Below are 23917 nucleotides of genomic sequence, written 5' to 3'. Positions count from 1 at the left end.
GAACCGATGAACCCAGCGACGAACATGTTCTGTGGATCGCGATAGAGCTCCAGGGGTGCGCCGACCTGCTGGACGATGCCCTCCTTCAGCACGACGATCTTGTCTGCAAGCGTCATCGCCTCGACCTGGTCATGGGTGACATAGACCATCGTCGCACCGATCTGCCGGTGCAGGCGGGCGATCTCCATGCGCATTTTCACGCGCAATTCGGCATCGAGGTTGGAGAGCGGCTCGTCGAACAGGAAGACCCGCGGCTCGCGCACGATGGCGCGGCCGATCGCCACCCGCTGGCGCTGGCCGCCGGAAAGCTGGCTCGGTTTGTGTTGCAGGTAGTCGCCGAGGCGAAGGATATCGGCGGCCGCCTTCACCTTCTGCTGGATCTCTGCCTTCGGCCGCTTGGCGATCGACAGGCTGAAGGCCATGTTTTCGAAGACGGAAAGATGCGGATAGAGCGCGTAGGACTGGAAGACCATGGCGACGCCGCGTTTTGACGCCTCCCTGTGCGTTACGTCTTCATTCTCGATGCTGATCTGCCCGCCGCTCGTTTCCTCGAGCCCCGCAATCATCCTCAGCAGCGTCGATTTCCCGCAGCCGGAAGGGCCGACGAAAACGGCGAACTCACCCTGCTCGATCTCGATATCGACGCCGTGAATGACAGCGAAGGACCCGAACGACTTCCTGACGTCAGTCAGTTTTATCCCAGACATATATCCTCCCGATGGGCACTCCGGACGGGGCAGCCTCCTCCGCTGCCCCGATGGCATTCAGCTCACGCCGAGGCGACGGACAGCAGGATGAAATGATAGGATTTCGCCGGCAGCGATCCGGTGAGCCTACCCTCGTCGGTGACCTGGAGGCCGGACCCTGCCTTCGGCACGATGCGGTTCTGGTCTTCGACAGAGTTGCGCGCCTTCAGATCGTCGCCCACCATCGTATGATGCTGGACGATCTTCGCGCCCTTGAAGCCCTGCAGGGCGACATCGAGATCGATCGCCTCGTCAAGGCTACGGTTGATCGCAAAGAGCGCGATGCTCTTGCCATCCTCCTGCAACACCGCCGAAAGATCGAGATAGGGCACGTCCTGTGCCACCTCGCAATCATAGGTCGGGCCTGACGCGGAAATGTTGAGAGCTGTGCCGCGGCCATACTTCGAAGCAAACTGCAGCGGGTAGTAGATCGACTGGCGCCAGGCCGGTCCACCCGCCTTGGTCAGGATCGGGGCGATGACGTTGACGAGCTGCGCCATGCAGGCGATCTTGACGCGGTCGGAACGGCGGATGAAGACGTTGATCAGCGAGGCGACGAAGATCGYGTCCTCGAGATTGTAGAGTTCCTCGAGCAGCGGCGGCGCTTCCGGCCAATCCCAGTTCTTGTAGCGCTGATCGTCTTCCTTCCGGTCGTGATACCAGACGTTCCATTCGTCGAAGCAGATCTTCACGTCGCGCTTCGAGCGCTTCTTTGCCTTGATGTAGTCGATGACGCCGCCGATCGTGACGATGTAGCGATCGAGCTCGATCGCCTTGGCATAGTAGTTGAGCGTGTCGTTTTCTTCGTTGCCGAAATATTTGTGCAGCGAGATATAGTCGACGCTGTCATAGCTCGCATCGAGAACCTGTGCCTCCCACTCGGGATAGGTCTTCATCTTGTCGTTAGACGAACCGCAGACCACGGTCTCGAGCGTCTTGTCGAAATATTTGAAGGCCTTGCTGACGTCATTGGCAAGCAGACCATATTCGGTTGCGGTCTTATGACCGACCTGCCAGGGACCATCGATCTCGTTGCCGAGGCACCAGATGCGGACATTGTGCGGGTCCTTGTATCCGTGCTTGGCGCGCAGGTCACTCCAGTAGGTACCACCAGGATGGTTGCAATATTCGAGGAAATTGCGGGCATCATTCAGGCCGCGCGAACCGAGGTTCATGGCGAGCATCATCTCGGTCTTGGCGAGCTTCGACCAGTCGGCGAATTCGTTGACGCCCATCTGGTTGGTCTCGCGGGTCCGCCAGGCAAGATCAAGACGCGTCGGACGCTGATCGCGCGGGCCGATGCCGTCTTCCCAATGATAGGCCGAAACGAAATTGCCGCCCGGATACCGGACGATCGGCATATCGAGATCGCGCACCATATCAAGAACGTCGGTACGGAAACCTTCCTTATCAGCTTTTTCGTGACCCGGCTCATAAATACCGGTGTAAACGGCACGGCCCATATGCTCCAGAAAGGAGCCATAGACGCGCTTGTCGACGGTCGAGATGGTAAATTCCCTATTCAGGGTCGCTTTAGCCCGCATTGATGTTCCTCGTTTATTGAATTTAATTTTTGAGCAAGCTAATCTGAGAGGTTTTTTTAATCAAGTATTTTGTTTCATATCAAAAAAACAGTTTCAGTATGGTGCCGGACCAGCGAAATCTGCGAGAAATCAGGCGTTTCGGTCCCGGTCGTGGTTCTCCGCCGGGTCGATAAAGCCGCGATTAACCAACCAATCTCAAGGGCGGGAACAAATTCCTTCTCCAGGCGTTTGGGCGCTCGCAACAGGAGGAGGAAAAGATGCCGAATGCCCAATGGAGCGAACCGATCGAAATCAAGTTCGACAATTCCGGATCCAGGACGGTCATGGGCCCGTTCGACGCACTCATCTATCTTCACGACGGGTGGCCACGGCGCACGGGGGCAAAATTCGTCAAAGCAAGCAACGCCTGCAAGGGCGCCGTGGAAGGACGTGTGAGCCTGGAAACGGCAAGGGAAGATTTTCTCGCTGCAGCAGCAGAAGCGAAACTAACCACACATTGAGCCCAGGGGCGGACGCGCACATGCGGCGTCCACCCATATTTATAAGGAGGGAGACTGCATGCGCGCCTTGCTGGTATCGTTGTTGACGTTGGCCGTGGCCACCATTTCGACAGGCCCGGCCATATCTGCCGACATGATTCAAGGTTATGAACGACCCCATGTCGTCAAGCATCGGCCGAAGCCAGTCATTCGTGCACACTACGTGCAGCGCCGGCATCTCGATTGCACCGATATGATCGTCGAATACCGCTACATTCCGCGCACGGAATTCGTGACGGTGTGCCACCGTCTCTGAAGCGTGCCAGGCCGGCTCGCCAAGTCTCGTGTCAGATCGGATAGTGTCCGGGCTGCGATGCCACCGTAATCCACCTGAGATCGGTGAACTCGTTGATGCCGGCCTTGCCGCCGAAGCGGCCGTAACCGGAGGCTTTCACGCCGCCGAAAGGCATCTGTGCCTCGTCATGCACGGTCGGGCCGTTCACGTGGCAGATGCCGCTTTCAATCCGTCTCGCAACCTCCATGGCGCGGGCGGCATCCCTACCGAAGACGGCGGCAGACAGGCCGTATTCCGTATCATTGGCAATCCGGACCGCCTCATCGATACCGCGCGCGCGCACCATACAGGCAACCGGACCGAAGCTTTCCTCTCCGTAGATACGCATTGATGGGGTCACGTGGTCGAGCACCGCGGCATCCATCAGCGTTCCGACCGCGCGGCCACCCGCGAGCAGGCGGGCGCCCTTGGACACCGCATCCTCGATCAGGCCGTTGACACGTTCCACCGCATCCAGACCGATCATCGAGCCGAGCGGCGAATTGCTCTGGCGCGGATCGCCGGCCACCAGCGTCGCGGCCTTGCGGGCGAACTGATCGGCAAACTCGTCGGCTACCGCTTCGTCGACGACAATCCTTTCGGTCGACATGCAGATCTGCCCCTGGTTCATGAAGGCACCGAAGGCCGCGGCTTTCACGGCTTCGCCGATATCGGCATCATCGAGCACGACGAAGGGCGCCTTGCCGCCAAGCTCCAGCAGTACGGGCTTCAGATGGCGGGCGCAGACCTCGGCGATAACGCGGCCGACGCGGGTCGAGCCGGTGAAATTGACACGGCGCACCGCCGGGTGGGCGATTAACTTTTCGACGATGGATGCAGCATCGGCCGGCGCATTGCTGAGCACATTGACGACACCGTCGCCGAGGCCCGCCTCGCGCAATGTCTCGCCGATCAGATGATGCGTCTTCGGGCAAAGCTCGGATGCCTTGAGGATAACGGTATTGCCGCAGGCAAGCGGCAGGGCGACAGCGCGCACGCCGAGAATGACAGGGGCGTTCCACGGCGCAATACCGAGGACGACACCGGCCGGCTGGCGCACGGCCATCGCTAACAGGCCGGGCTTGTCCGAGGGGATCACTTCGCCGGTGATCTGCGTGCACATCGCGGCCGCTTCGCGCAGCATATTGGCGGCGAGATAGACGTTGAAGCCCGCCCAGGCGGCCGTAGCCCCCGTTTCCTCGGCCATCGCAGCGATGAATTCGCCGGTGCGGGAATCCAGGATGTCGGCGGCCTTCGAAAGGCGCTTGCGCCGCTCGGTCGGCGCCAGCGCCGACCAGGCCGGAAAGGCTGCAGCCGCAGCGGCAGCCGCAGCGTGTGCATCTTCCAGCGTCGCCGCGGCGGCCTTCGTCGCCAGCTGACCGGTAATCGGGTTTAATCGTTCGAAGGTTGCGCCGTTCGAAGCCGGGATGGCACGACCGCCAATGAGAAGCATCAGATCAACCATCTCTTTGCCTTTCAGATATGCGCTGTAAAACCCGCCAAGGGCCCGGCGCGATGATGTTTGCTGGTTTCCGGCTCCGCCGGGGCATGCGAATCGGTCACACCGATAGACCGATGTCTTTCATTGGAAGGTCCTCACCCCTATCGCCTGATATTCAAGCTCTCCTCGGGGTCCAGTAGGAACCAATCCATCGGCGAAATGAATGGATTCTCCTGGCAGTTTATTGTACTTTTCCGCGAATTCTTCAAATTCCCGCTTGGCCTGTGATCGCCCAGCCAGTCGCGTGCCCGGAGTTCATGATGGCGGAAAAGTTGCTCGACATGCCGGCCTTGTCGGTCACCGCATCGATGATTTCCGCTGGCCTCGGAAGTCAGACCTGGAGCCTTGACGCCCCCGGCAGCCGTCCCTTCTATCAGGCCTTCTTCGTCTCGCGAGGCAGCGCGAGCCTATCCATCGACGGACAGGCGGGGCTTACGCTCTCGGCACCTGCGGCACTTTGGCTGCCGCGACGGATTTTGGGAACTTTCGTTCTTGCAGCCGGCAGCGAGGGAGGGATGCTCTCGGCGGCTGAAGACTTTGTCCACAGAACGGTCGGCGATAGCCCGGCCGCCGTGCAGTTGCACGACATGATCGAACGCGTTGTCGTGGCTCAAAACGAAAATCTGGCGGGGCATGCGGGCGATATCGGTCGCGCCTTCGAGGTCATGATGCAGGAGGCACGGGACCGCCGACCCGGCGGGACAGCGCTTGTCAGCGCCTATTTTTCCGTGCTGCTCCTGTTGATATGGCGGGCCTCAGGGGCATCGTCACCGACGAAGACGTCAGGCACCGGGGCGACCACCTTGCAACGGTTCAGGCAGATCGTCGAATTGCGTTACCGCGAACAGCCGGCAATTACCGATATCGCCCGAACGATGGGCATCACCTATGACCATCTGCATCGGGTCTGCATTTCCGGCGCCGGACGAAGCCCGATGGAGCTGATCCATGAAAGGCTGATCGCCGAGGCAAAGCTGCGGCTTGGGCAATCGGAACAATCCGTCGAGCAGATCGGCTTCGGGCTCGGCTTTCGCGATCCCGGCTATTTCAGCCGCTTCTTCAAAAGCCGCGTTGGCGAGCCACCTGGCGCCTACCGGCGCAAGATCGCCGCGCAGTCGGCCAAAGGCGCCGCCCCATCCTTTGCCGCCTGGCCGTAAGGCACGAGCGATTGAGGCGACGGGTTCAGAACGTCCGCAACTCGCGCGTCAGCGTCTGAAGCTGCCTGAAGCCCTCGTAACGCTTTGCGTGAAGATCGGCGATCGCGCCTTGCGTCGGCTTATAGGTCTCTTCGGCTGACGACAGTTTCGTCATGGCTTCACGCATATCGGCAAACAGCCCGCCGGCGACGGCGCCGAGGATCGCAGCGCCCAGCAGGACAGGCTCTTCAGCCTTCGTTGCGACCACCGGCTTGCCACTCGCATCGGCAAGCATCTGGCGCACGAAATCATGCTGGCCGGCGCCGCCGCTGATGACGATGTTATCGATAGTAACGCCGGCATCGGCCTGCGTATCGATGATCTGCCTCAGGCCATAGCCGATCCCGCAAAGGCTGGCGACGTAGAGCGCAACCAGGCTGTCGATATCTCTTTCCATATCAAGCCCGGCAATGACGGCACGGGCATGCGGATCGGCAAAGGGGGCACGATTACCGAGGAATTCGGGAACGACATGCATGCCTGCGACGAGTTTGACGGCATCCGAGGGCTGACCCGCCTTTTGCGCAGCCCTATCCGCCAGCAGTACCGGCAACGGAAGACCAATGCGCTTCGACAGCTCCCGCGCCTCGGCGGCAGCCGGATGGAAGGAAAGCAGGTGATCGATGGCCGCACCTGCCGCGCTCTGGCCGCCTTCGTTCAACCACATACCCGGCACCATGGCCGAGTAGTAGGGACCCCAGACGCCGGGCACGAAGGCGGGCTTTGATGTCGAGGTCATGGTGCAGGACGAGGTGCCGAAGACATAGCCGAGATTGGCCTGTGGGCCGTCGCCAATACCAACGGTTCCGATCCCGCCCGCATGGGCATCGATCAGGCCGGCAGCAACCGCCGTTCCCGCAGTGAGGCCAAGTTCCTCGGCTGCAGCTGCAGTCAGGCCCTGACCGACCGCCGAGCCTGGCTCGACGATGGTCTGGCCGATGCGGGCGAAGCCCTCCTCGGCCAGCGCGCCGAGACCGATCTGGTGGAAATAGGACGCATCCCACCGCTTCTCATGGGCAAGATAAGTCCATTTGCAGGTGACTGTGCAGGTGGAACGCGACAGATCACCTGTCGCCTGCCAGGTGAGAAAGTCTGCGAGATCGAAAAACTGCCAAGTGGTATCGAAGATCTGTGGGCGGTTCTCCTTCAGCCAGAGGATCTTCGGCGTTTCCATTTCCGGCGAGATACGGCCGCCGACGTAACGCAGCACGTCATGGCCGAGTGCGTTGATACGCTCCGCCTGGGGAACGGCGCGGTGGTCCATCCAGACGATGATGTTGCGGTCCGGATCTTCGGAGGGACCGACGGGAAGCGGCTTGCCCCCCTCGCCTAGCACGACAAGCGAGCAGGTCGCGTCGAAACCGAGACCCGCCACGGATGCCGGATCGATACCACTTGCGGCAACGACCTCGCGGACGGAGGCACAGACGGCTGCCCAGATCTCGGTGCTCGACTGCTCGACGATCGAGCCGGCCTCATGAAAGAGCGTGATGTCCCGCTTGGCGGAGGCAAGCATCCGGCCATTAAGGTCGAACAGGCCCGCACGGGCGCTGCCGGTGCCGACATCGACGCCGATGACATGTTTGGCACCCGCTCCTGACGCGTGTGAAGTGTCGCTCATGATCTCTCGATTCAAATCGGCAATATCAGGTTTCTAGAGCAATCCAGAGCCGCACCTGTCAACCTCAGAGGTCGACGCTGTTCGGCAGGATTACGAGATCGCGGACAGTGACGTTGCGCGGTCTGGACAACATGAACAGCACGGCATCGGCCACTTCCTTCGGCTGCATCAGGCTGCCATTGGCAAGCGCCTCTTCCATCTTGGCTTTCGGCCAGTCATCCAGGAGCGCGGTAACGACCGGTCCAGGCAGCACCGCGCCGACGCGAACGCCATGCGGGGCGACCTGCCGGCGGGTGGAGTGGACGAAGGCCTGAACGGCGAATTTCGAAGCCGTATAGATCGGCTCCCAGACGACGGGCACGACGCCGGCGATCGAGCTGGTAAAGAGGATATCCCCGGACTTCTGGGCGATCATATGCGGCAGCACCGCATGGACAGAACGGAAGGCGGCATTGATGTTGAGGTTCAGCATACGGTCCCAGGCATCCGGATCACCTTCGGCAACCGGCCCGCCAATATAGGCGCCGGCATTGGCGTGGAAGATATCGAGCCGGCCGGCCGCTTCCAGAATGCGCGGCAGCATTCCGGAAACCTGCGGGCCGTCGAGCAGATCGACGACGAGCGGCAGGGCGCCCTCACCAATCTCCCTGCAGAGAGCCTCGAGCCTGTCCTTGGCACGGTCGATGAGCACCACGGTAGCGMCTTCGGCATGCAGGGTGCGGGCGCATTCCAGCCCGATACCCGAAGCCGCGCCGGTGATGGCGGCGACCTTGCCCTTCATGAGATCAGTCATGCGAATACTCCTTGAGAATGCGGTTCAGGCGCGGCCATGGCTGACACGGGACCGGCGCGCAAGCGAATCGACGATGACGGCGATTGCCAGGACGGCGCCCGTGATCATGTAGCGCAGCGACGAGCTGAGATTGAGAAGCGTAAGCCCGTTGGAAATCGCCTGAATGACGATGATGCCGAGCAGGGCCGAATAGGCGCTGCCGCGTCCGCCGAACAGGCTGGTGCCGCCAATGACCGCCGCCGCAATGGCATTGAGGTTCACGTCGCCCGTGCCCGCCTGCTGGCTGGACGACGCGAGCCGTGAGGCCGACAGGATGCCGCCGATGGTGGCGAGCGTCGAGCAGAGAACGAAGGCACTGAGATAGATGCGGCGCACATTGATGCCGGCGCGGCGTGCGGCCTCGCGATTACCGCCGACGGCAAACATGGAGCGGCCCCATTTGGTGCGGGTCAGCGCATAGTTCAGGATAACGGCAATTACGACGAAAAGGCCGAACATCCACGGCACGCCACGGCCGAGATTGAGATAGTAGACGGCAAATTCCAGAGCAGCCGTCAGAACGATGGCCTTGACCGCAAGCGTACCGACGGGCGGCGAAGACAGGTTGGAGGCCAGCCGCTGATGGCGTTTGCGCATCTCATTGATGACCATCACCAGACCCGGCAGCAGCGCCAGCATATAGGAAAGCCAGTCGGGCATGACGAGGATCTGGCCGAAGCGCACGAGCGGCGAGGCAAAGGGCAGATTGATGCTGCCCGTCGGCCCGAGGATATAAAGCTGCATGCCAAGCAGTGCCAGGAGGCCGGCAAGTGTGGCAACGAAGCTCGGCATGCCGAGCCTGTTATAAAAAACCGCGTAAAGCGTACCGACGACGATACCGGCGATGATCGCCACCAGGATCGCCAGCGGGATCGGCCAGCCCATATTGACCCAGAGCACGCCGAGGATGGCGGAGGAAAGACCGCTCATCGAGCCGACCGAGAGATCGATTTCACCGAGCATCAAAACGCAGACGATGCCGAGCGAGATCACGCCGACAGTGGCACAGTCGAACAGCAGGTTGACGAGATTGTTCGGTGCCAGAAACACCGGATTGAGCAATGAAAAGACCGTCGAGATGACGACGAGGCCGACGAAGACTGGCAGCATGCCAAGATCGCCCGACCGTACGCGGTCGAAGAAGGCCTTGATCATACCGCGAACGTTGTCGTCGTGGCGGACGCGTTCGTCACTGCGATCGAGAGCAGCGGCCGGCTTGCTGATGGGATTTGATATCTTCTGGCTCATGCAGGCCTCCCGCTGGTTTCATGGGGCGCGCCGGTCTTGCGCTCGATCCGGCGGGACACAGCGTTTTCGGTAGCGCCGGTGATGGAAGCGACGAGCTCCTGGTTGGAAGAGTCGGGCGTAAAGACACCGTTGTTGCGCCCGAGGCGCAATACCACGATGCGGTCCGCCACGGCGCGCACGTCTTCCATGTTGTGGCTGATAATGATGACGCCGAGGCCGCGCTCGCGAACGCGCTCGATGAGGTTGAGCACTTCCGCGGTCTGGGCAACGCCAAGGGCTGCTGTCGGCTCGTCGAGCATGATGATCTTCGGATCGAGCAGCAACGAGCGGGCGATGGCAACCGTCTGGCGCTGGCCGCCCGAAAGGGAGGCAATCGGCTCGCGCACTGAGGGGATACGGGCGGCGAGTTCTCTGAGCAACGTCCAGGCGCGCACCTCCATGGCCACCTCATCGAGGCTCCAGGGGGACATTTCGTGGCCAAGAAAGAGATTGGCGACCACATCGAGGTTCTCGCAGAGCGCAAGATCCTGGAAGACGGTGGCGATGCCGAGCTCCAACGCCTTGCCGGGGCTCTCGAGCGTGACATTGCTGCCGCAGAATTCGATCGTTCCGGAGGACGGCTGGTGCACGCCAGCAAGGACCTTGATAAGTGTCGATTTGCCGGCACCGTTATCGCCGACCAGCGCCACAACCTCACCGGCTTTCACTTCGAGCTCGATATCGGTCAGCGCCGAAACCGCGCCAAAATTTTTGGAAATATTGCTCAACCGGAGGATCGTCTCTCCTCTCTCCGGCATATCCTTCACATCCCTGCTCATCGTGCAGCCTTTCCTGCCAATAGGGGCATCCGGCCGCGACGAACGCGGCCGGAGCTCACTCAAGCGCGTTTAGTTGGTAATACCAAGCTTCTTGCAGCCTTCGGCATATTCGCCGGTGAAGATCTGCTCGGCGGTCTGGATCTTCTTGTCGAAGATTTCCGCCTTGATGTTCTCCGCAGTCACGACGGCGGGAACGAAAAGCTGCGACGGCGTATTGTAGAGCGTCGTCTTGGCCTCAGGCTTTTCGCCCTTGATCATCTGCACTGCCACATTGGCGGCAGCAGCAGCAACGATCTCCGACGGCTTGGAAATCGTGTTGTACTGGTCGCCGGAAATGACGAGCTGAAGGGCTGCGATCGTCGCATCATTGCCGGTGACCGGCGGAACCGGCTTCACGCCGGCGGCCTTGAAGGCGGCGATCGCACCACCTGCCGTGCCGTCATTGGCGGCGACGACGCCCTTGATGTCGGCGCCAAAACGGGTGATCTGGCCTGCAGCCCATTCCTGTGCCTTCGGCGGCGCCCATTCCGGCGTGTCATATTCGGCCAGCGTCTTATAGGCGGATTCCTTGAGGCCGCGATGAATGCCGTCGCGGATAAGGCCGGCAGCCGCATCGGTTGGCGAGCCGTTGATTTCGAGCACGCCGGCGCCATCGGCAACACCTGAAGCCTTCAAATGCTCGACGAGCGACTTGGCGATCGCATAGCCGATGCCTTCATTGTCGAAGGAGACGTAATAATCGGCCGGCTTGTCCGGGATCGGTCTGTCATAGGCGATGACCTTGACGTCCTGGGACTGGGCGATTTCGACGAGACCGGCCGCAGCGGCAGAATCCACAGGGTCGAGAACGACCACTTTAGCGCCCTGGGCGATGACCGAGTTGAACTGCTGCTGTTGCAGCGAGGCGTCGGCATTGGCGTTCTGATAGATCACCGTGCACTTCGGGCAAAGCTTCTCCATCTCGGCCTTGAAGCCGGGGAAGTCGTGCTGCTCATAGCGGGTGGATGCCTGGTCGGGCATTAGGAAGGCGACGGTCGCCGCTTCCTGAGCCGAGGCCATGCCGGCAAAACCGATGAAAACGGTCGCCGAGGCCATAAGCAAATTGCGATAATTCATTTTCTCCTCCTTGGTGTGATCGATAGACAGGCCCAGGCATTGCTGGAAGTCACCACGGTTCGCCCGCTCGCCGCCGCCGTCGCCGCCATGAAAACGACGAGCAAAGCGTCCCCGCAAAAGGACAACCTCTCCGTAGCTTCTTAGAAATACCTCCCTGTACCGGTCCGTTGACCGGTTTGTATCATCGATTGCGCAAGCTTGCTCAATCGATGAAGCAAGAATTGCCACTTCTGCCGATTGATGTCAAGTTAGGCCAAATGGAGAAAGACATTTTGAATCACGTCAAGCAGACGAAGAGGACGACGATCTATGATCTGGCGGCCCTTGCCGGCACATCGGCCAGCGCCGTCAGCGCCGTGCTCAACGGCAACTGGAAGAAACGCAGGATCAGCAGCCAACTTGCCGAAAAGATCATGCGGATCGCCGAGGAACAGGGTTATGCGCTGAACATGCAGGCGAGCCTGCTAAGGCGTGAAAAGTCCCACATTATCGGCATGATCGTGCCGAAATACGATAACCGCTACTTCGGCTCGATCGTCGAACTGTTCGAAGACATGGCGCGTGCGCGCGGCCTTTTCCCGATCATCACCTGCACACGCCGCGACCCGGAGCTCGAGGTCGAGGCCGCGCGCACCATGCTGTCCTACCAGGTCGAATGCCTGATCGCGACGGGCGCGACCGATCCCGACCGGATCACCGAAATGTGCGCGGCCGCAGGCGTGCGCAGCCTCAATCTCGACCTGCCCGGCGCGCTCGCCCCGTCGGTCATATCGGACAACTTTGCCGGTGCCCGCGAGCTGACGCGCCGCATTCTGAAAAACAGCGAGCAGCGGCTCGGCAAGATGGAGCCGCTGCTCTTCATCGGCGGCCGCGGCAGCGACCACAACACGGCCGAACGTATCCGCGGCTTCCGCGCGGCCCATGCCGACCTCGGCGTTTCCGTTCATGAAGAGAATATCCTTGCCTGCGGCTATGCGCCGGAAAAGGCTGAAAAGGCATTGGACGAGCGCGCCCTTGGGGCCAACGCGCTGCCCAAGGGCATGTTCATCAATTCGACGATCTCGCTTGAAGGCGTCATGCGCTGGATCCGCCGCTCCGGTCATCTCGACGACCGCAGTCTGGTGCTCGGCTGCTTCGACTGGGACCCCTTTGTCACCTTACTCGGAAATGGCATCGAGATGGTGCGCCAGGATGTGCCAGGCATGTTGAACAAGGTCTTCGAGCTCATCGAATCCGGAGCGAACAAGCCTGTCGTCATCCAGGTTCCGCCGCTCATTCCGGAAGCACAGGACGCTTGATGGCCTTTTGTTGGCCCAGTCGATCTCTCGATTCTTGGTTCTGTTGAGCGGGCCAAGGACGGCTTAGCTCTTGCCGATCTCAATTCAGCAAGAGCAGAACATGATCTTCAAGCATATCGAAACCAGAGAGGATATCGCCGAGAGCTTTCCTGTCATGCGCGAGTTGCGACAGCAACTCCACGATGCCGACATCTATCGCGAGCGCATCGAGCGGCAGCAGCGCGAGGGCTATAAGCTTCTCGGCATATGGCAGGATGGCAAGCTCTCGGGACTGGCGGGCTATCGCCATCTTGAAAACCTCATCTATGGCCGCTTCACCTATATAGACGACCTTGTGGTCAGCCAGGCGAGCCAACGCTCTCAACTCGGCGCGGGCCTGATTGTCGAGGTGCGAAGGCTGGCAAAAGCCGATCGCCGCGTCTTTCTGGTGCTCGACACCGGGCTTGCTAATTCCCTCGCCCAGCGCTTCTACTTCCGCAACGGGCTTCTTTCCCGCGGCCTGCATTTCAGTCAGGCTCTGGAGGAGACCGGCGCATGAAGACCATCCTGCTTCTCAATGCGAGCCCCATGGGCACGGCATCGCGCGCCTATACGCTGGCGAAAAAGGCAGCCAGTAATCTGCTCAGCGCCTACTCCGACACTGCACTCGTCGAACGCGACCTTTCGCGCCTCCATGCTTCGCCGATCAGGGCAGCCTATGCCGACGCGATCATCGGCCAGGCTGAACATGACGCGCCCGATTTTGCCGATTCGGAAATGCTGATCCGTGAGGTCGAAGTCTGCGATTACCTGATCGTCGCCACACCCATGCATAATTTTTCGGTGCCGGCATCGCTGAAACTCTGGATCGACTATGTGCTGCGCGGCGGGCGCAGCTTTACCTATCGGGATGGCTATAAGGTCGGCCTGCTCGCCGATCGCCCGACGCTCATCGTCGTCGGTTCGGGTGGAGTCTATCACGGTCCGCAGGCCCGCCAACCCGACTATCTCTCTGCTTATCTCACCCATGTTCTGGCGACGATCGGCCTTGAGGATGTGCGCTTCATCCGCCTGCAGGGTTTGGTGAGACCGGATGTTGCCGAGCAAGCCCTGGCGCAGGCCGATCGCCAACTTGCTGCCGATCCAGTCTTCGGTCTAACGTCTGCCCTCATGGGATCGTAGCGCCGGCAGCACACGCGCTGTCTTGAAAAGAACGGCTGTCATGGCGAAGCAAAAACCGGAAGACGCCACCAGCATCACGCTTTCGTCCGAAGATATCAGGCCGATCTACCTGCAGGTGACAGCCCGCTTCAAAGCGGCCATCGCCGAAGGCAGGCTGGCGCCCGGAGACAGGGTGCCCTCGGTTCGGGCGCTGGCGAGCGAACTCGGGCTGTCGCGCGGAACGGTCAACCTCGCCTATCAGATTCTGGCCGAGGAAGGCTATTTCGAGTTTCGCGGCACCGCCGGTACCTTCGTCGATGCGCGACGGCCTAAAGCGAGTGCGCCATCCGCGCCAATATCGATTGCAAGCAGCGAAGGGCTCAAACAGTGGCCCGAAGTCCGACCCCTGCAGCTCGGCCTTCCCGCACTCGACGCCTTTCCGCTAAAGACCTGGAGCAGGCTCGTCAATCGGGAGGCGCGGAAGGTGGGGGCAGAAAAGCTCGCCTATCCAGGGCCTGCCGGCCTCATGGCACTGCGTGAGCATATTGCGGCCTACCTCACCTTCTCACGCGGCATTGCCTGCCGGCCGGAACAGGTCTTCGTGACATCAGGCCATCGCGCCAGCCTCGATCTCATCATGCGCACACTCTACCAACCGGGCGACGGCATCTGGTTCGAAGATCCAGGCTATCCCATCGTTCGGGAATTCCTGCTGTCGCTGAAGACGAGGCTTCATCCGGTGCCTGTCGATCAGGACGGCATGGTGGTGGAAGAAGGCCGACGGCGTGCGCCCGACGCACGTTTCGCCGTCGTCACGCCTGCCAATCAGAGCCCGCTTTGCGTGATGATGTCGATGGAGCGCCGCGCCGAGCTGCTCAAATGGGCGGAGGAAGGGCAGCGCTGGATCGTCGAGGACGATTACGACAGCGAGTATCGCTACAATCGCCGGCCGCCGCTATCGCTGAAAGCCATGGACCGGAACGAACGTGTGTTGTTTACCGGCTCGTTCAGCAAGGTTCTCTTTCCGGCGCTCCGGCTCGCCTATCTCGTCGCGCCGCTGTCGGAGGTCGGCAATTTCGAACGCGCCAGCCGGTTTATGAGCGCCGGTTGCCCGGAATTCCATCAGGCCGTCGTCGCCGAATTCATGGAGCAGGGTTATTTCATCCGCCATCTGAAGAAAATGCGCTCGCTCTATGCCGAGCGCCGAGAGTTTCTGGCCGATGCCCTGCGCGAGGTTTTCGGCGACGGGATCGCGATTGTCTCGCCGCCTGCCGGGCTGCATCTCGTCGTGCAGATCAGGGGAGTGGGGTCACTCTACAGCAAGATCGGGGAGCTGGCCCACGCTGAAGGTTTGGGCCTGCAGCCGCTGTCGTCGTGGCAGATGGGATCGCCCTCCATCGGCGGCCTGCTCCTCGGGTTCACCAATGTAGCAAGCCGGCAGACGGCCCGATCGCTTTGCATCAGGCTCAAGGCTATCTGCACAGCGGTTGCCGATCACGGATGAAGCTGGCCTTGGTCTAGTCCAATTGAGGCTTTTTGTCTCTGTTTCGCGGGCCAAGCGTATGGGATAGCGCCTTATCTAATCGTGATAGAATTTCGAGGAATACCCAATGGCTGAAACCATCTTTCTTGCCGGTGCGACTGGAGCGATCGGACGCAGGCTTGTCCCCATGCTCAAAGAGGCCGGTTTTCAGGTTTACGGCACCACCCGAAAGCCCGAGCGTCAGGACCATCTGCGCCAGGCGGGTGCCATACCTGTCGTCATCGATGTCTTCGATGCTGCGGCACTCACCGAAGCCCTACGGCAGGCAAAACCTGACATCGTCGTCCATCAACTAACCGACCTTCCCTATGGCCTGGAGCCGGCGCTGATCGAGGAGGGGCGCATCCGCAATGCCCACCTGCGCGAAGTGGGAACCAAGAATCTTGTCGACGCCGCTGTTAAGGCCGGGGTGAAGCGGCTGATCTCGCAAAGCATCGCCTGGGCTTATCAGACAGGTGCCACGCCGCTCACCGAGGAGACGCCGCTTCAGGAGAGCGCGGTGGCAATCAGGACGCTTGAAGCGCTTACGCTCGGCACTACCGGCATTGCCGGGACGGTGCTGCGATATGGCCTGCTCTATGGGCCTGCAACCGGCTCCGACGCTCCGAACGGGCCTGTGACCGTGCATGTCGAGGACGCTGCGCGCGCTGCCCTGCTGGCCGTCCAGACAGCTGTGGGCGGCGCCTTCAACATTGTCGATTCAGGCGGGCCGGTTTCCAATGCCAAGGCCGGATCGGTGCTGGGCTGGGTTCCGAAAAACGGAATTGGGAACGGTCCAGCATCTACGGTTTGATCGTAAGCGTCGACTTTCGCAATACCCTGAATTTGGGGATGTTGACGGCGCTGAAACCGCTTTCTATGGGAAGCTGTTGACCCAGTGCGGCGGCAATAACGGGCGTCCGGTCATACGAGGTGACCGGACGCTTTTTAGTTTATGGTTCCGGCCTATTTCACCGCTTCCGGCGTAAAACGCGCATAGAGCGCGTGGCGATTGCCGGGGTAAACGAAGCGCACATGCGTAACCGGGCCGGACTTGTTCCAGGTGCGTCGTTCGACAACCAGACACGCGGTTGACGCCGGAATGGAGAGCATGGCGCCTTCCTCCTCATCGACGCCGATCGCAAAGATCTTGTGCTCGGCCGTACTCCACGGAACCTGGCTCAGCAACCAGGGACCGGGGGCCGTTTCCTCGAATTCCTCGCCGGCTGCTTCGGGCACCGTTTGCAGGTTGATGAGCCGCTTTTCCAGGCAAAAGGGCTTCGCTCCGGCATAATGCGTGCAGACGATTTCGACGAGGCTGGAATTCTGCTGCAGATCGAGCATCTGCCGGTCCAGGGCCTGCGCCTTCCTGCGGACACGCTTTGCGACCTTGAAGGAATAGGCGAGGTTGAGGGACTGAACCTCTGCCTTGATATCGTGGATTTCGAGCACCGCGGACTGCGCCTGAGGCTGCATGACGAAGCTGCCGGATTTCTTGCGGCGCTCGATGAGACCGGCTTTCACAAGCTGAGTCAGAGCCTTGTTCACCGTCATCCGGGAGCAGTCGTATTGCTTCGTCAGCTCTATTTCGAATGGAATGCGATAACCCGGCGGCCATTCGCCCGAGACGATGCGACCTTCGATATCCGTGAGGATGCGCTGGTGTAAGGTCGTTTCCTTGGGTTCATTCATCATTGCGCTCCGGCTCTTTTCTCGCTGTAATGCCGAAGCAGCGGGGAGGAAAGATCGTCATGCCGCCAAGAGCTCGTTCATGGCGGCAATGAAGCGGCGGTCAATCTGGTCCCGACGCCGATGGCGGCCGTTTTCGACCTGCTTGCGGCCGAGTGCCCAGACACTATCGACCGTGACACCGCCGGCAAAGATCCAGTGATCCAACAGCTGGTTTTCGGAGAGATAAGGAACGGCGCCAGCATCAAGCGACAGCATGTCGGCATAGTTGCCGGCCAAAAGACCGGCCGGCGCCTTCAGCGCCGCACCGCCGCCGGTAAGCGCCTGCTCGAACAGGGCCTGACCGGTGGAGCCGCCACTCGATGCAATGACATTGCGGGCGCGGAGCGCTAGGCGCTCGGAATATTCGAGTTGGCGCAGCTCTTCGGAAATAGAAATCAGAATGTTGGAATCCGAGCCGATGCCGAAGCGCCCGCCTTCGGAGAGGAAAAACGGCGCGGAAAAGGTGCCATCGCCGAGATTGGCTTCGGTGATCGGGCAGAGCCCGGCAATGGCGCCGCTTTTTGCCATGCGGCGGGTTTCGTCCTCGGTCATATGGGTTGCATGGATGAGACACCAGCGCTGATCGACCGGTGCATGGTCGAGCAGCCATTGCACCGGTCTGGCGCCGGACCAGGCAAGGCAATCCTCAACTTCCTTGACCTGTTCGGCGACATGAACGTGGATCGGGCCATCGGCCGCGAGCTCGATGGCGACCGAGAGTTCCTCCGGCGTGACGGCCCTGAGGCTATGCGGCGCGACGCCGAGTTCGGCGCCTTCAAGCTTGCCGGTAATCTGCCTGCAGGCTTCCATCAGCCGCACAAAACTTTCGGCGGAATTGATGAAGCGGCGCTGCCCCTCGATGGGTGCTGCCCCGCCGAAACCGGAATGGGCATAAAGCACCGGCAACAGCGTCAATCCGATTCCGGTCTCCGCACTTGCGGCACCAATCCGTTCGGCCATCTCGGCGATATTGGCATAGGCACCGCCGTCCTTGTCATGATGCAGATAGTGGAATTCGCCGACACGGCAGAAGCCGGCTTCCAGCATTTCCATATAAAGCTTGGCGGCCACCGCCTCGACATGCTCGGGCGTCATCGACAGCGCGAATTTGTACATGACTGTGCGCCAGCTCCAGAAGCTGTCATTGGCCGGACCACGGACTTCCGCAAGGCCGGCCATGGCCCGCTGAAAGGCGTGGCTATGGAGATTTGGCATCGCGGGAAGGAGAACGGCGTGGCGCTCGTCACCGACATCAGGCGCGACATCTGTCTCGATTGCAGCAATCCGCCCGCCTGAAAGCGTCAGGCGCACATTCTTGCGCCAGCCTTCGGCCAGCAAGGCAGTCGTCGCATGAAGTTTCGTCATGATTGCTCCCCTTCCTTCTTATGAAGCCCGTCCGCTTGCCTTTGTGCACAGGGCCATAAATTCCACTTGTCACCACTGTTATTATGTATATACATATTCACCCATAAAGAAAGGCGTAAAGCTGATGAGTGGGAACAAATTTTCTGGATCGAGCCGCGGTTCGAGCACCCGTTCGCTTTGGCGCAATGCGCGCCTAGCGACGCTGCGGGAGGATATTTCGGGCCTCGGCATTGTCGAAAAAGGTGCCATCGTTTCCGAGGGCGGGCGCATCCTGTTTGCCGGGTCGGAAGGCGAACTCCCCTCCGCTCTGATCGAGACAGCAGAGATCATCGACCTTGAGGGCCGCTGGGTCACGCCGGGCCTTGTCGACTGCCATACGCACATCGTCTATGGCGGCAATCGCGCCCGCGAATTCGAGATGCGCCTTGAGGGCGCCACCTATGAAGAAATTGCCCGGACCGGCGGCGGCATCGTCTCCTCGGTGAAGGCAACCAATGCGCTGTCCGTCGAGGGACTGGTCGAGGCGGCGCTGCCGCGGCTGGATACGCTGCTGTCGGAAGGTGTCACCACGATCGAAATCAAATCCGGCTATGGCCTCAATATCGAGGCGGAACTGAGGATGCTTCGGGCCGCGCGAACCCTTGGAACGGTCCGCCCGGTACGCGTCGTCACCTCCTATCTCGGCGCTCACGCGACGCCCGTCGAATATAAGGGACGAAACCAGGATTACATTTCCGATGTCGTCCTGCCCGGACTGGAACAGGCACACGCGGAAGGCCTCGTCGACGCGGTCGACGGCTTCTGCGAAGGCATTGCCTTCTCGGTGAATGAGATTAGCCGAGTCTTCGACAAGGCCCGCTCGCTTGCTATTCCCGTCAAGCTTCATGCCGAACAGCTTTCCAATCTCGGCGGCGCAAAACTCGCTGCTTCCTATGGCGCGCTTTCGGCCGATCATCTGGAATATCTGGATGAGGATGGCGCACGGGCAATGGCTGCGGCCGGCACTGTTGCCGTTCTGCTTCCGGGTGCCTTCTATGCGATCAACGAAAAGCAGAAGCCGCCGGTTCAGGCCCTGCGCCAGGCCGGCGTGCACATCGCAGTCGCCACCGACTGCAACCCCGGCACCTCGCCGCTTACCTCGCTGCTCCTGACCATGAATATGTCGGCCACACTCTTCGGGCTGACCGTGGAAGAATGCATTGCCGGAGCGACGCGCGAAGGCGCTCGCGCTCTTGGCTTGCTTGCTGAGACCGGCACGATCGAAGCCGGCAAGTCCGCCGATCTGGCGATCTGGAACATCGAGAGCCCGGCCGAGCTCGTCTACCGCATCGGCTTCAACCCACTCTATGCGCACATCTTCAAGGGCCAGAGGATCAACCGATGACCATCACCCTCCATCCGGGTTCCGTTTCACTTCAGGACCTCGCAACCATCTACTGGACGGGCATTCCGGCAAAGCTCGACCCGTCATTTAATGCGKGGATCCTCAAGGCGGCGAAACGTATTGCCGAGATCGCCGCCGGCAATGCGCCGGTCTACGGCATCAATACCGGCTTCGGTAAACTCGCTTCGATCAAGATCGACAGCGCCGATGTGGCCACACTCCAGCGCAATCTCATCCTGTCCCATTGCTGTGGCGTCGGCGAGCCGCTGCCGGAAAATGTGGTTCGCCTGATCATGGCGCTGAAGCTCGTTTCTCTCGGCCGCGGCGCCTCCGGCGTGCGGCTCGACATCGTGCGGCTGATCGAAGCGATGATGGCGCGGGGCGTCATCCCGGTGATCCCGGAAAAGGGTTCTGTCGGCGCTTCCGGCGATCTTGCGCCGCTTGCCCACATGACGGCAGTGATGATGGGTCACGGCGAAGCCTTCTTCGGTGGCGAAAGGCTGCATGGCGCAACCGCGCTTGTCAAAGCCGGGCTTCAGCCAGTCGTATTGGCCGCGAAGGAAGGGCTGGCGCTCATCAACGGCACGCAGACTTCGACGGCCCTGGCGCTGGCCGGTCTTTTCCGGGCGCACCGGGCAGCGCAATCGGCGCTGATCACCGGCGCCATGTCGACCGATGCCGCCATGGGCTCATCGGCACCGTTCCATCCCGATATCCATACGCTGCGAGGCCATCGCGGCCAGATCGATACGGCGGCGGCCCTGCGGGCGCTGCTTGAAAACTCGCCGATCCGCCAGAGCCATATCGAGGGTGATGAGCGCGTTCAGGATCCCTATTGCATCCGCTGCCAGCCGCAGGTCGACGGCGCCTGCCTCGATCTCCTGCGCTCGGTCGCCCGCACGCTGGAAATCGAAGCCAATGCGGTGACCGACAATCCACTGGTCCTGTCAGACAATTCGGTCGTCTCCGGAGGCAATTTCCACGCCGAGCCCGTGGCCTTCGCCGCCGACCAGATCGCCCTTGCGGTCTGCGAGATCGGGGCGATCGCGCAGCGCCGTATCGCACTGCTGGTCGATCCAGCCCTTTCCTACGGCTTGCCGGCCTTCCTCGCCAAGAAGCCTGGGCTCAATTCCGGCCTGATGATCGCCGAGGTCACGTCTGCCGCACTGATGAGCGAGAACAAGCAGATGTCGCATCCGGCTTCTGTCGATTCGACGCCGACATCGGCCAATCAGGAGGACCATGTCTCCATGGCCTGCCACGGTGCGCGACGGCTTCTGCCAATGACCGAAAACCTCTTCAGCATCATCGGCATCGAGGCGCTGACCGCCGCACAGGGCGTGGAGCTTCGCGCACCGCTTGCGACCAGTCCCGAGCTTCGCAATGCCATCGCTGCCATCCGCACCGTGGTGCCATCTCTGGAGGAGGACCGGTACATGGCCAATGACCTGAAGGCTGCAACGACGCTTGTTGCAAATGGCGGTCTCAACGCATCCGTTTCAAGCGGCATTTTGCCCGTTCTGGAGATCTGACATGTCCGTTTTCGAGGTCAAGCAAGGCACCTCCCCCGTCATCCTCGGCTTTCCCCATACGGGCACCGATGTTCCCGCTGATATCTGGGAGCGCCTTGATGACAATGGCCGCCTGCTCGCTGATACCGACTGGCACATCCACCATCTCTATGACGGTTTGCTCGAAAACCAGACCAGCGTACGCGCCACCTTCCACCGCTACGTGCTTGACGCCAACCGCGATCCCTCTGGCACCAGCCTCTATCCGGGCCAGAACACGACCGGGCTGATCCCCGAGACGGATTTCGACGGCAAGGCGATCTGGAAGAAGGGAGCGGAGCCGACCGAAGCCGATATCGCCATCAGGCTACGCGACTACCATGCGCCCTACCACGCCGCCCTTGCAGCCGAGATCGAGCGGGTGAAAGCCATTCACGGCGTCGTCGTCCTTTACGACTGCCACTCGATCCGCTCCCACATCCCCTTCCTCTTCGAGGGCAAGCTGCCGGATTTCAATATAGGCACGGATATGGGCAAGACCTGCGATCCGGCAATCGAGCAGGCGACCGTCGCCATTGCCGCGGCCGCGGCGGGTTACGACAGCATCCTGAACGGCCGCTTCAAGGGTGGGTGGACCACGCGTCATTACGGCAGGCCGGAAACCGGCGTACACGCCATCCAGATGGAGCTTGCCCAATCCACGCATCTTGCAACCGAGGCACCGCCCTTCGCCTATGACGAGGAGGAGGCCGACAATCTGCGCATCCATCTCAAATCCATCCTGACGCGGATCGAAGAGATCGCGCTCGGTCTGAAACGCTAAACAAGGGAACATCATCATGACCGTAAACCCGCGCCACAATATCCGCGACGTCCGTGCGCCGCGCGGCGATCAGCTGAACGCCAAGAGCTGGATGACCGAAGCACCGCTGCGCATGCTCATGAACAATCTCGACCCCGATGTCGCCGAAAATCCGCATGAGCTCGTCGTCTATGGCGGCATCGGCCGCGCCGCCCGCACCTGGGACGATTTCGACCGCATCGTCGCAACGCTGAAGACGCTGAACGAGGACGAGACGCTGCTCGTACAGTCCGGCAAGCCGGTCGGCGTTTTCCGCACGCACAAGGATGCGCCGCGCGTGCTGATCGCCAATTCCAATCTCGTGCCGCATTGGGCGACCTGGGATCATTTCAACGAGCTGGATAAGAAGGGCCTTGCCATGTACGGCCAGATGACGGCCGGCTCATGGATCTATATCGGTACGCAAGGCATCGTCCAGGGCACTTACGAGACCTTCGTCGAAGCCGGTCGTCAGCACTATGACGGCAATCTCACGGGCAAGTGGATCCTGACCGGCGGACTTGGCGGCATGGGCGGCGCACAGCCTCTGGCCGCCGTCATGGCCGGCGCCTGCTGCCTTGCCGTTGAATGCGATGAAACCCGCATCGATTTTCGCCTCCGTACCCGCTATGTCGACGAAAAGGCCCATACACTGGACGAAGCGCTTGCCATGATCGACAAATGGACCAAGACCGGCGAAGCAAAGTCGGTTGGTCTCGTCGGCAATGCCGCCGAAATCTTCCCGGAACTCGTTCGTCGCATGAAGGCAGGCGGCCCGCGCCCCGACATCGTCACCGACCAGACCTCGGCGCATGATCCGCGCAACGGCTACCTGCCGGTCGGCTGGACCGTTGCCGAAGCCAAGGCCAAGCGCGAGAGCGATCCGAAGGCCGTCGAAGTTGCTGCCCGCGCCTCGATGAAGGCGCATGTGGAGGCGATGGTCGCCTTCTGGGATGCCGGTGTTCCCACACTCGATTACGGCAACAATATCCGCCAGGTCGCCAAGGACGAGGGCCTGGAAAACGCGTTCGCCTTCCCCGGCTTCGTGCCCGCCTATATCCGGCCGCTCTTCTGCCGCGGCATCGGTCCGTTCCGTTGGGCAGCGCTCTCGGGCGATCCGGAAGATATCTACAAGACCGATGCCAAGGTGAAGGAGCTGCTGCCCGACAACAAGCACCTGCATAACTGGCTCGACATGGCGCGCGAGCGCATCGCCTTCCAGGGCCTGCCCGCACGCATCTGCTGGGTCGGCCTCGGTGATCGCCACCGGCTCGGCCTTGCCTTCAACGAGATGGTCAGGAACGGCGAACTGAAAGCGCCCGTCGTCATCGGCCGCGATCACCTCGATTCCGGCTCCGTCGCCTCGCCGAACCGCGAGACGGAAGCGATGAAGGACGGTTCGGACGCCGTCTCCGACTGGCCGCTCCTGAACGCTCTGCTCAACACTGCCTCAGGCGCCACCTGGGTTTCGCTGCATCATGGCGGCGGCGTCGGCATGGGCTTCTCGCAGCATTCCGGCATGGTCATCTGCGCCGACGGCACTGACRATGCGGCCCGCCGCCTGGAACGCGTACTTTGGAACGATCCGGCGACCGGTGTCATGCGCCATGCCGATGCCGGCTATGACATCGCCATCGATTGCGCCAAGGAAAAGGGCCTTCGCCTGCCCGGTATCCTTGGAAACTGAGCC

22 protein-coding genes are annotated in these 23917 nt (G+C 61.2%); 12 read left to right on the top strand and 10 right to left on the bottom strand.

Going from position 1 to position 23917, the window contains the following annotated elements; genetic code table 11:
- On the bottom strand, positions 1 to 707 hold a 707-nt coding region (locus AC1D35_RS19525), incomplete at its 3' end, for an ABC transporter ATP-binding protein (protein WP_477939601.1).
- A gap of 62 nt (positions 708 to 769) precedes the next feature.
- The gene (gene arfA / locus AC1D35_RS19520) at positions 770 to 2290 is read right to left on the bottom strand and encodes an arabinosylfuranosidase ArfA (RefSeq protein ID WP_477939599.1); all 1521 of its coding nucleotides are present in this window, start codon (positions 2288 to 2290) and stop codon (positions 770 to 772) included.
- Between the two features lie 257 nt (positions 2291 to 2547).
- Between arfA and AC1D35_RS19515 the strand changes: the two genes are divergently transcribed.
- Entirely contained in the window at positions 2548 to 2790 is a 243-nt protein-coding gene (locus AC1D35_RS19515; RefSeq protein ID WP_113298962.1) for a DUF982 domain-containing protein, read from the top strand.
- Between the two features lie 58 nt (positions 2791 to 2848).
- Entirely contained in the window at positions 2849 to 3085 is a 237-nt protein-coding gene (locus tag AC1D35_RS19510) for a hypothetical protein (RefSeq protein WP_477853829.1), read from the top strand.
- Positions 3086 to 3116: 31 nt separating this feature from the next.
- Here AC1D35_RS19510 and AC1D35_RS19505 read toward each other — a convergent pair whose 3' ends face one another.
- Positions 3117 to 4568, bottom strand: coding sequence for an aldehyde dehydrogenase (locus AC1D35_RS19505; RefSeq protein WP_113298964.1), 1452 nt, complete (start codon positions 4566 to 4568; stop codon positions 3117 to 3119).
- Between the two features lie 296 nt (positions 4569 to 4864).
- Here AC1D35_RS19505 and AC1D35_RS19500 point away from each other — a divergent pair, with 296 nt between their 5' ends.
- On the top strand, positions 4865 to 5761 hold the full coding sequence (locus AC1D35_RS19500; RefSeq protein WP_477939596.1) for a helix-turn-helix domain-containing protein: 897 nt from the start codon (positions 4865 to 4867) through the stop codon (positions 5759 to 5761).
- Between the two features lie 25 nt (positions 5762 to 5786).
- Here AC1D35_RS19500 and AC1D35_RS19495 read toward each other — a convergent pair whose 3' ends face one another.
- From AC1D35_RS19495 to AC1D35_RS19475, 5 genes are all read right to left on the bottom strand, one after another.
- Positions 5787 to 7421 (bottom strand): FGGY-family carbohydrate kinase, encoded by a 1635-nt coding sequence (locus AC1D35_RS19495; RefSeq protein ID WP_477853826.1) that lies wholly within the window; start codon positions 7419 to 7421, stop codon positions 5787 to 5789.
- 64 nt (positions 7422 to 7485) lie between these two features.
- On the bottom strand, positions 7486 to 8214 hold the full coding sequence (locus AC1D35_RS19490; RefSeq protein ID WP_477939594.1) for an SDR family oxidoreductase: 729 nt from the start codon (positions 8212 to 8214) through the stop codon (positions 7486 to 7488).
- A gap of 24 nt (positions 8215 to 8238) precedes the next feature.
- Positions 8239 to 9501 (bottom strand): sugar ABC transporter permease, encoded by a 1263-nt coding sequence (locus AC1D35_RS19485; RefSeq protein ID WP_477853824.1) that lies wholly within the window; start codon positions 9499 to 9501, stop codon positions 8239 to 8241.
- Complete coding sequence (locus tag AC1D35_RS19480) at positions 9498 to 10319, bottom strand: ATP-binding cassette domain-containing protein (protein WP_477853822.1); 822 nt, start codon at positions 10317 to 10319, stop codon at positions 9498 to 9500. Before AC1D35_RS19480 ends, AC1D35_RS19485 begins: the two co-directional genes overlap by 4 nt.
- A 69-nt stretch (positions 10320 to 10388) precedes the next feature.
- Positions 10389 to 11435, bottom strand: coding sequence for an ABC transporter substrate-binding protein (locus tag AC1D35_RS19475; RefSeq protein WP_477939591.1), 1047 nt, complete (start codon positions 11433 to 11435; stop codon positions 10389 to 10391).
- A 272-nt stretch (positions 11436 to 11707) separates the two neighbouring features.
- Here AC1D35_RS19475 and AC1D35_RS19470 point away from each other — a divergent pair, with 272 nt between their 5' ends.
- The 5 genes from AC1D35_RS19470 to AC1D35_RS19450 all read left to right on the top strand — a co-directional run bounded on the left by AC1D35_RS19470 (position 11708) and on the right by AC1D35_RS19450 (position 16209).
- On the top strand, positions 11708 to 12733 hold the full coding sequence (locus AC1D35_RS19470; protein ID WP_477853820.1) for a LacI family DNA-binding transcriptional regulator: 1026 nt from the start codon (positions 11708 to 11710) through the stop codon (positions 12731 to 12733).
- Between the two features lie 100 nt (positions 12734 to 12833).
- A complete protein-coding gene (locus AC1D35_RS19465; RefSeq protein ID WP_477853818.1) occupies positions 12834 to 13271 on the top strand; it encodes a GNAT family N-acetyltransferase in 438 nt (145 codons plus the stop codon).
- Positions 13268 to 13894: an FMN-dependent NADH-azoreductase gene (locus AC1D35_RS19460; protein ID WP_477853816.1), complete on the top strand. Its 627-nt coding sequence runs from the start codon at positions 13268 to 13270 to the stop codon at positions 13892 to 13894. The genes AC1D35_RS19465 and AC1D35_RS19460 overlap by 4 nt, the downstream gene beginning before the upstream one ends.
- 40 nt (positions 13895 to 13934) lie before the next feature.
- Positions 13935 to 15377, top strand: coding sequence for a MocR-like pyridoxine biosynthesis transcription factor PdxR (gene pdxR, locus AC1D35_RS19455; protein ID WP_477853814.1), 1443 nt, complete (start codon positions 13935 to 13937; stop codon positions 15375 to 15377).
- A gap of 106 nt (positions 15378 to 15483) precedes the next feature.
- Entirely contained in the window at positions 15484 to 16209 is a 726-nt protein-coding gene (locus AC1D35_RS19450) for an NAD-dependent epimerase/dehydratase family protein (protein WP_477853813.1), read from the top strand.
- Between the two features lie 152 nt (positions 16210 to 16361).
- Here AC1D35_RS19450 and hutC read toward each other — a convergent pair whose 3' ends face one another.
- Together hutC and AC1D35_RS19440 are read right to left on the bottom strand one after the other, a co-directional pair.
- Positions 16362 to 17087, bottom strand: coding sequence for a histidine utilization repressor (gene hutC / locus AC1D35_RS19445; protein ID WP_477853912.1), 726 nt, complete (start codon positions 17085 to 17087; stop codon positions 16362 to 16364).
- A 57-nt stretch (positions 17088 to 17144) separates the two neighbouring features.
- Entirely contained in the window at positions 17145 to 18491 is a 1347-nt protein-coding gene (locus tag AC1D35_RS19440) for a formimidoylglutamate deiminase (RefSeq protein ID WP_477853811.1), read from the bottom strand.
- A 124-nt stretch (positions 18492 to 18615) separates the two neighbouring features.
- On the opposite strand from AC1D35_RS19440, the gene hutI reads away from it, so the two are divergent.
- Genes hutI through hutU form a run of 4 tightly spaced genes read left to right on the top strand, consistent with a single transcriptional unit; the run spans position 18616 to position 23914 of the window.
- On the top strand, positions 18616 to 19875 hold the full coding sequence (hutI, locus tag AC1D35_RS19435; RefSeq protein ID WP_477853809.1) for an imidazolonepropionase: 1260 nt from the start codon (positions 18616 to 18618) through the stop codon (positions 19873 to 19875).
- Entirely contained in the window at positions 19872 to 21407 is a 1536-nt protein-coding gene (hutH, locus tag AC1D35_RS19430) for a histidine ammonia-lyase (protein WP_477939585.1), read from the top strand. The genes hutI and hutH overlap by 4 nt, the downstream gene beginning before the upstream one ends.
- A gap of 1 nt (position 21408) precedes the next feature.
- Positions 21409 to 22209, top strand: a complete 801-nt coding sequence (hutG, locus tag AC1D35_RS19425; RefSeq protein ID WP_477853805.1) for an N-formylglutamate deformylase — start codon at positions 21409 to 21411, stop codon at positions 22207 to 22209.
- Positions 22210 to 22225: 16 nt separating this feature from the next.
- Positions 22226 to 23914, top strand: coding sequence for a urocanate hydratase (gene hutU, locus AC1D35_RS19420; protein ID WP_477939583.1), 1689 nt, complete (start codon positions 22226 to 22228; stop codon positions 23912 to 23914).
- Positions 23915 to 23917 lie beyond the last annotated feature (3 nt).

The organism is Rhizobium sp. P1_E6 (genome assembly GCF_056405875.1).
This window is presented reverse-complemented; position numbering and strand designations above follow the sequence as displayed.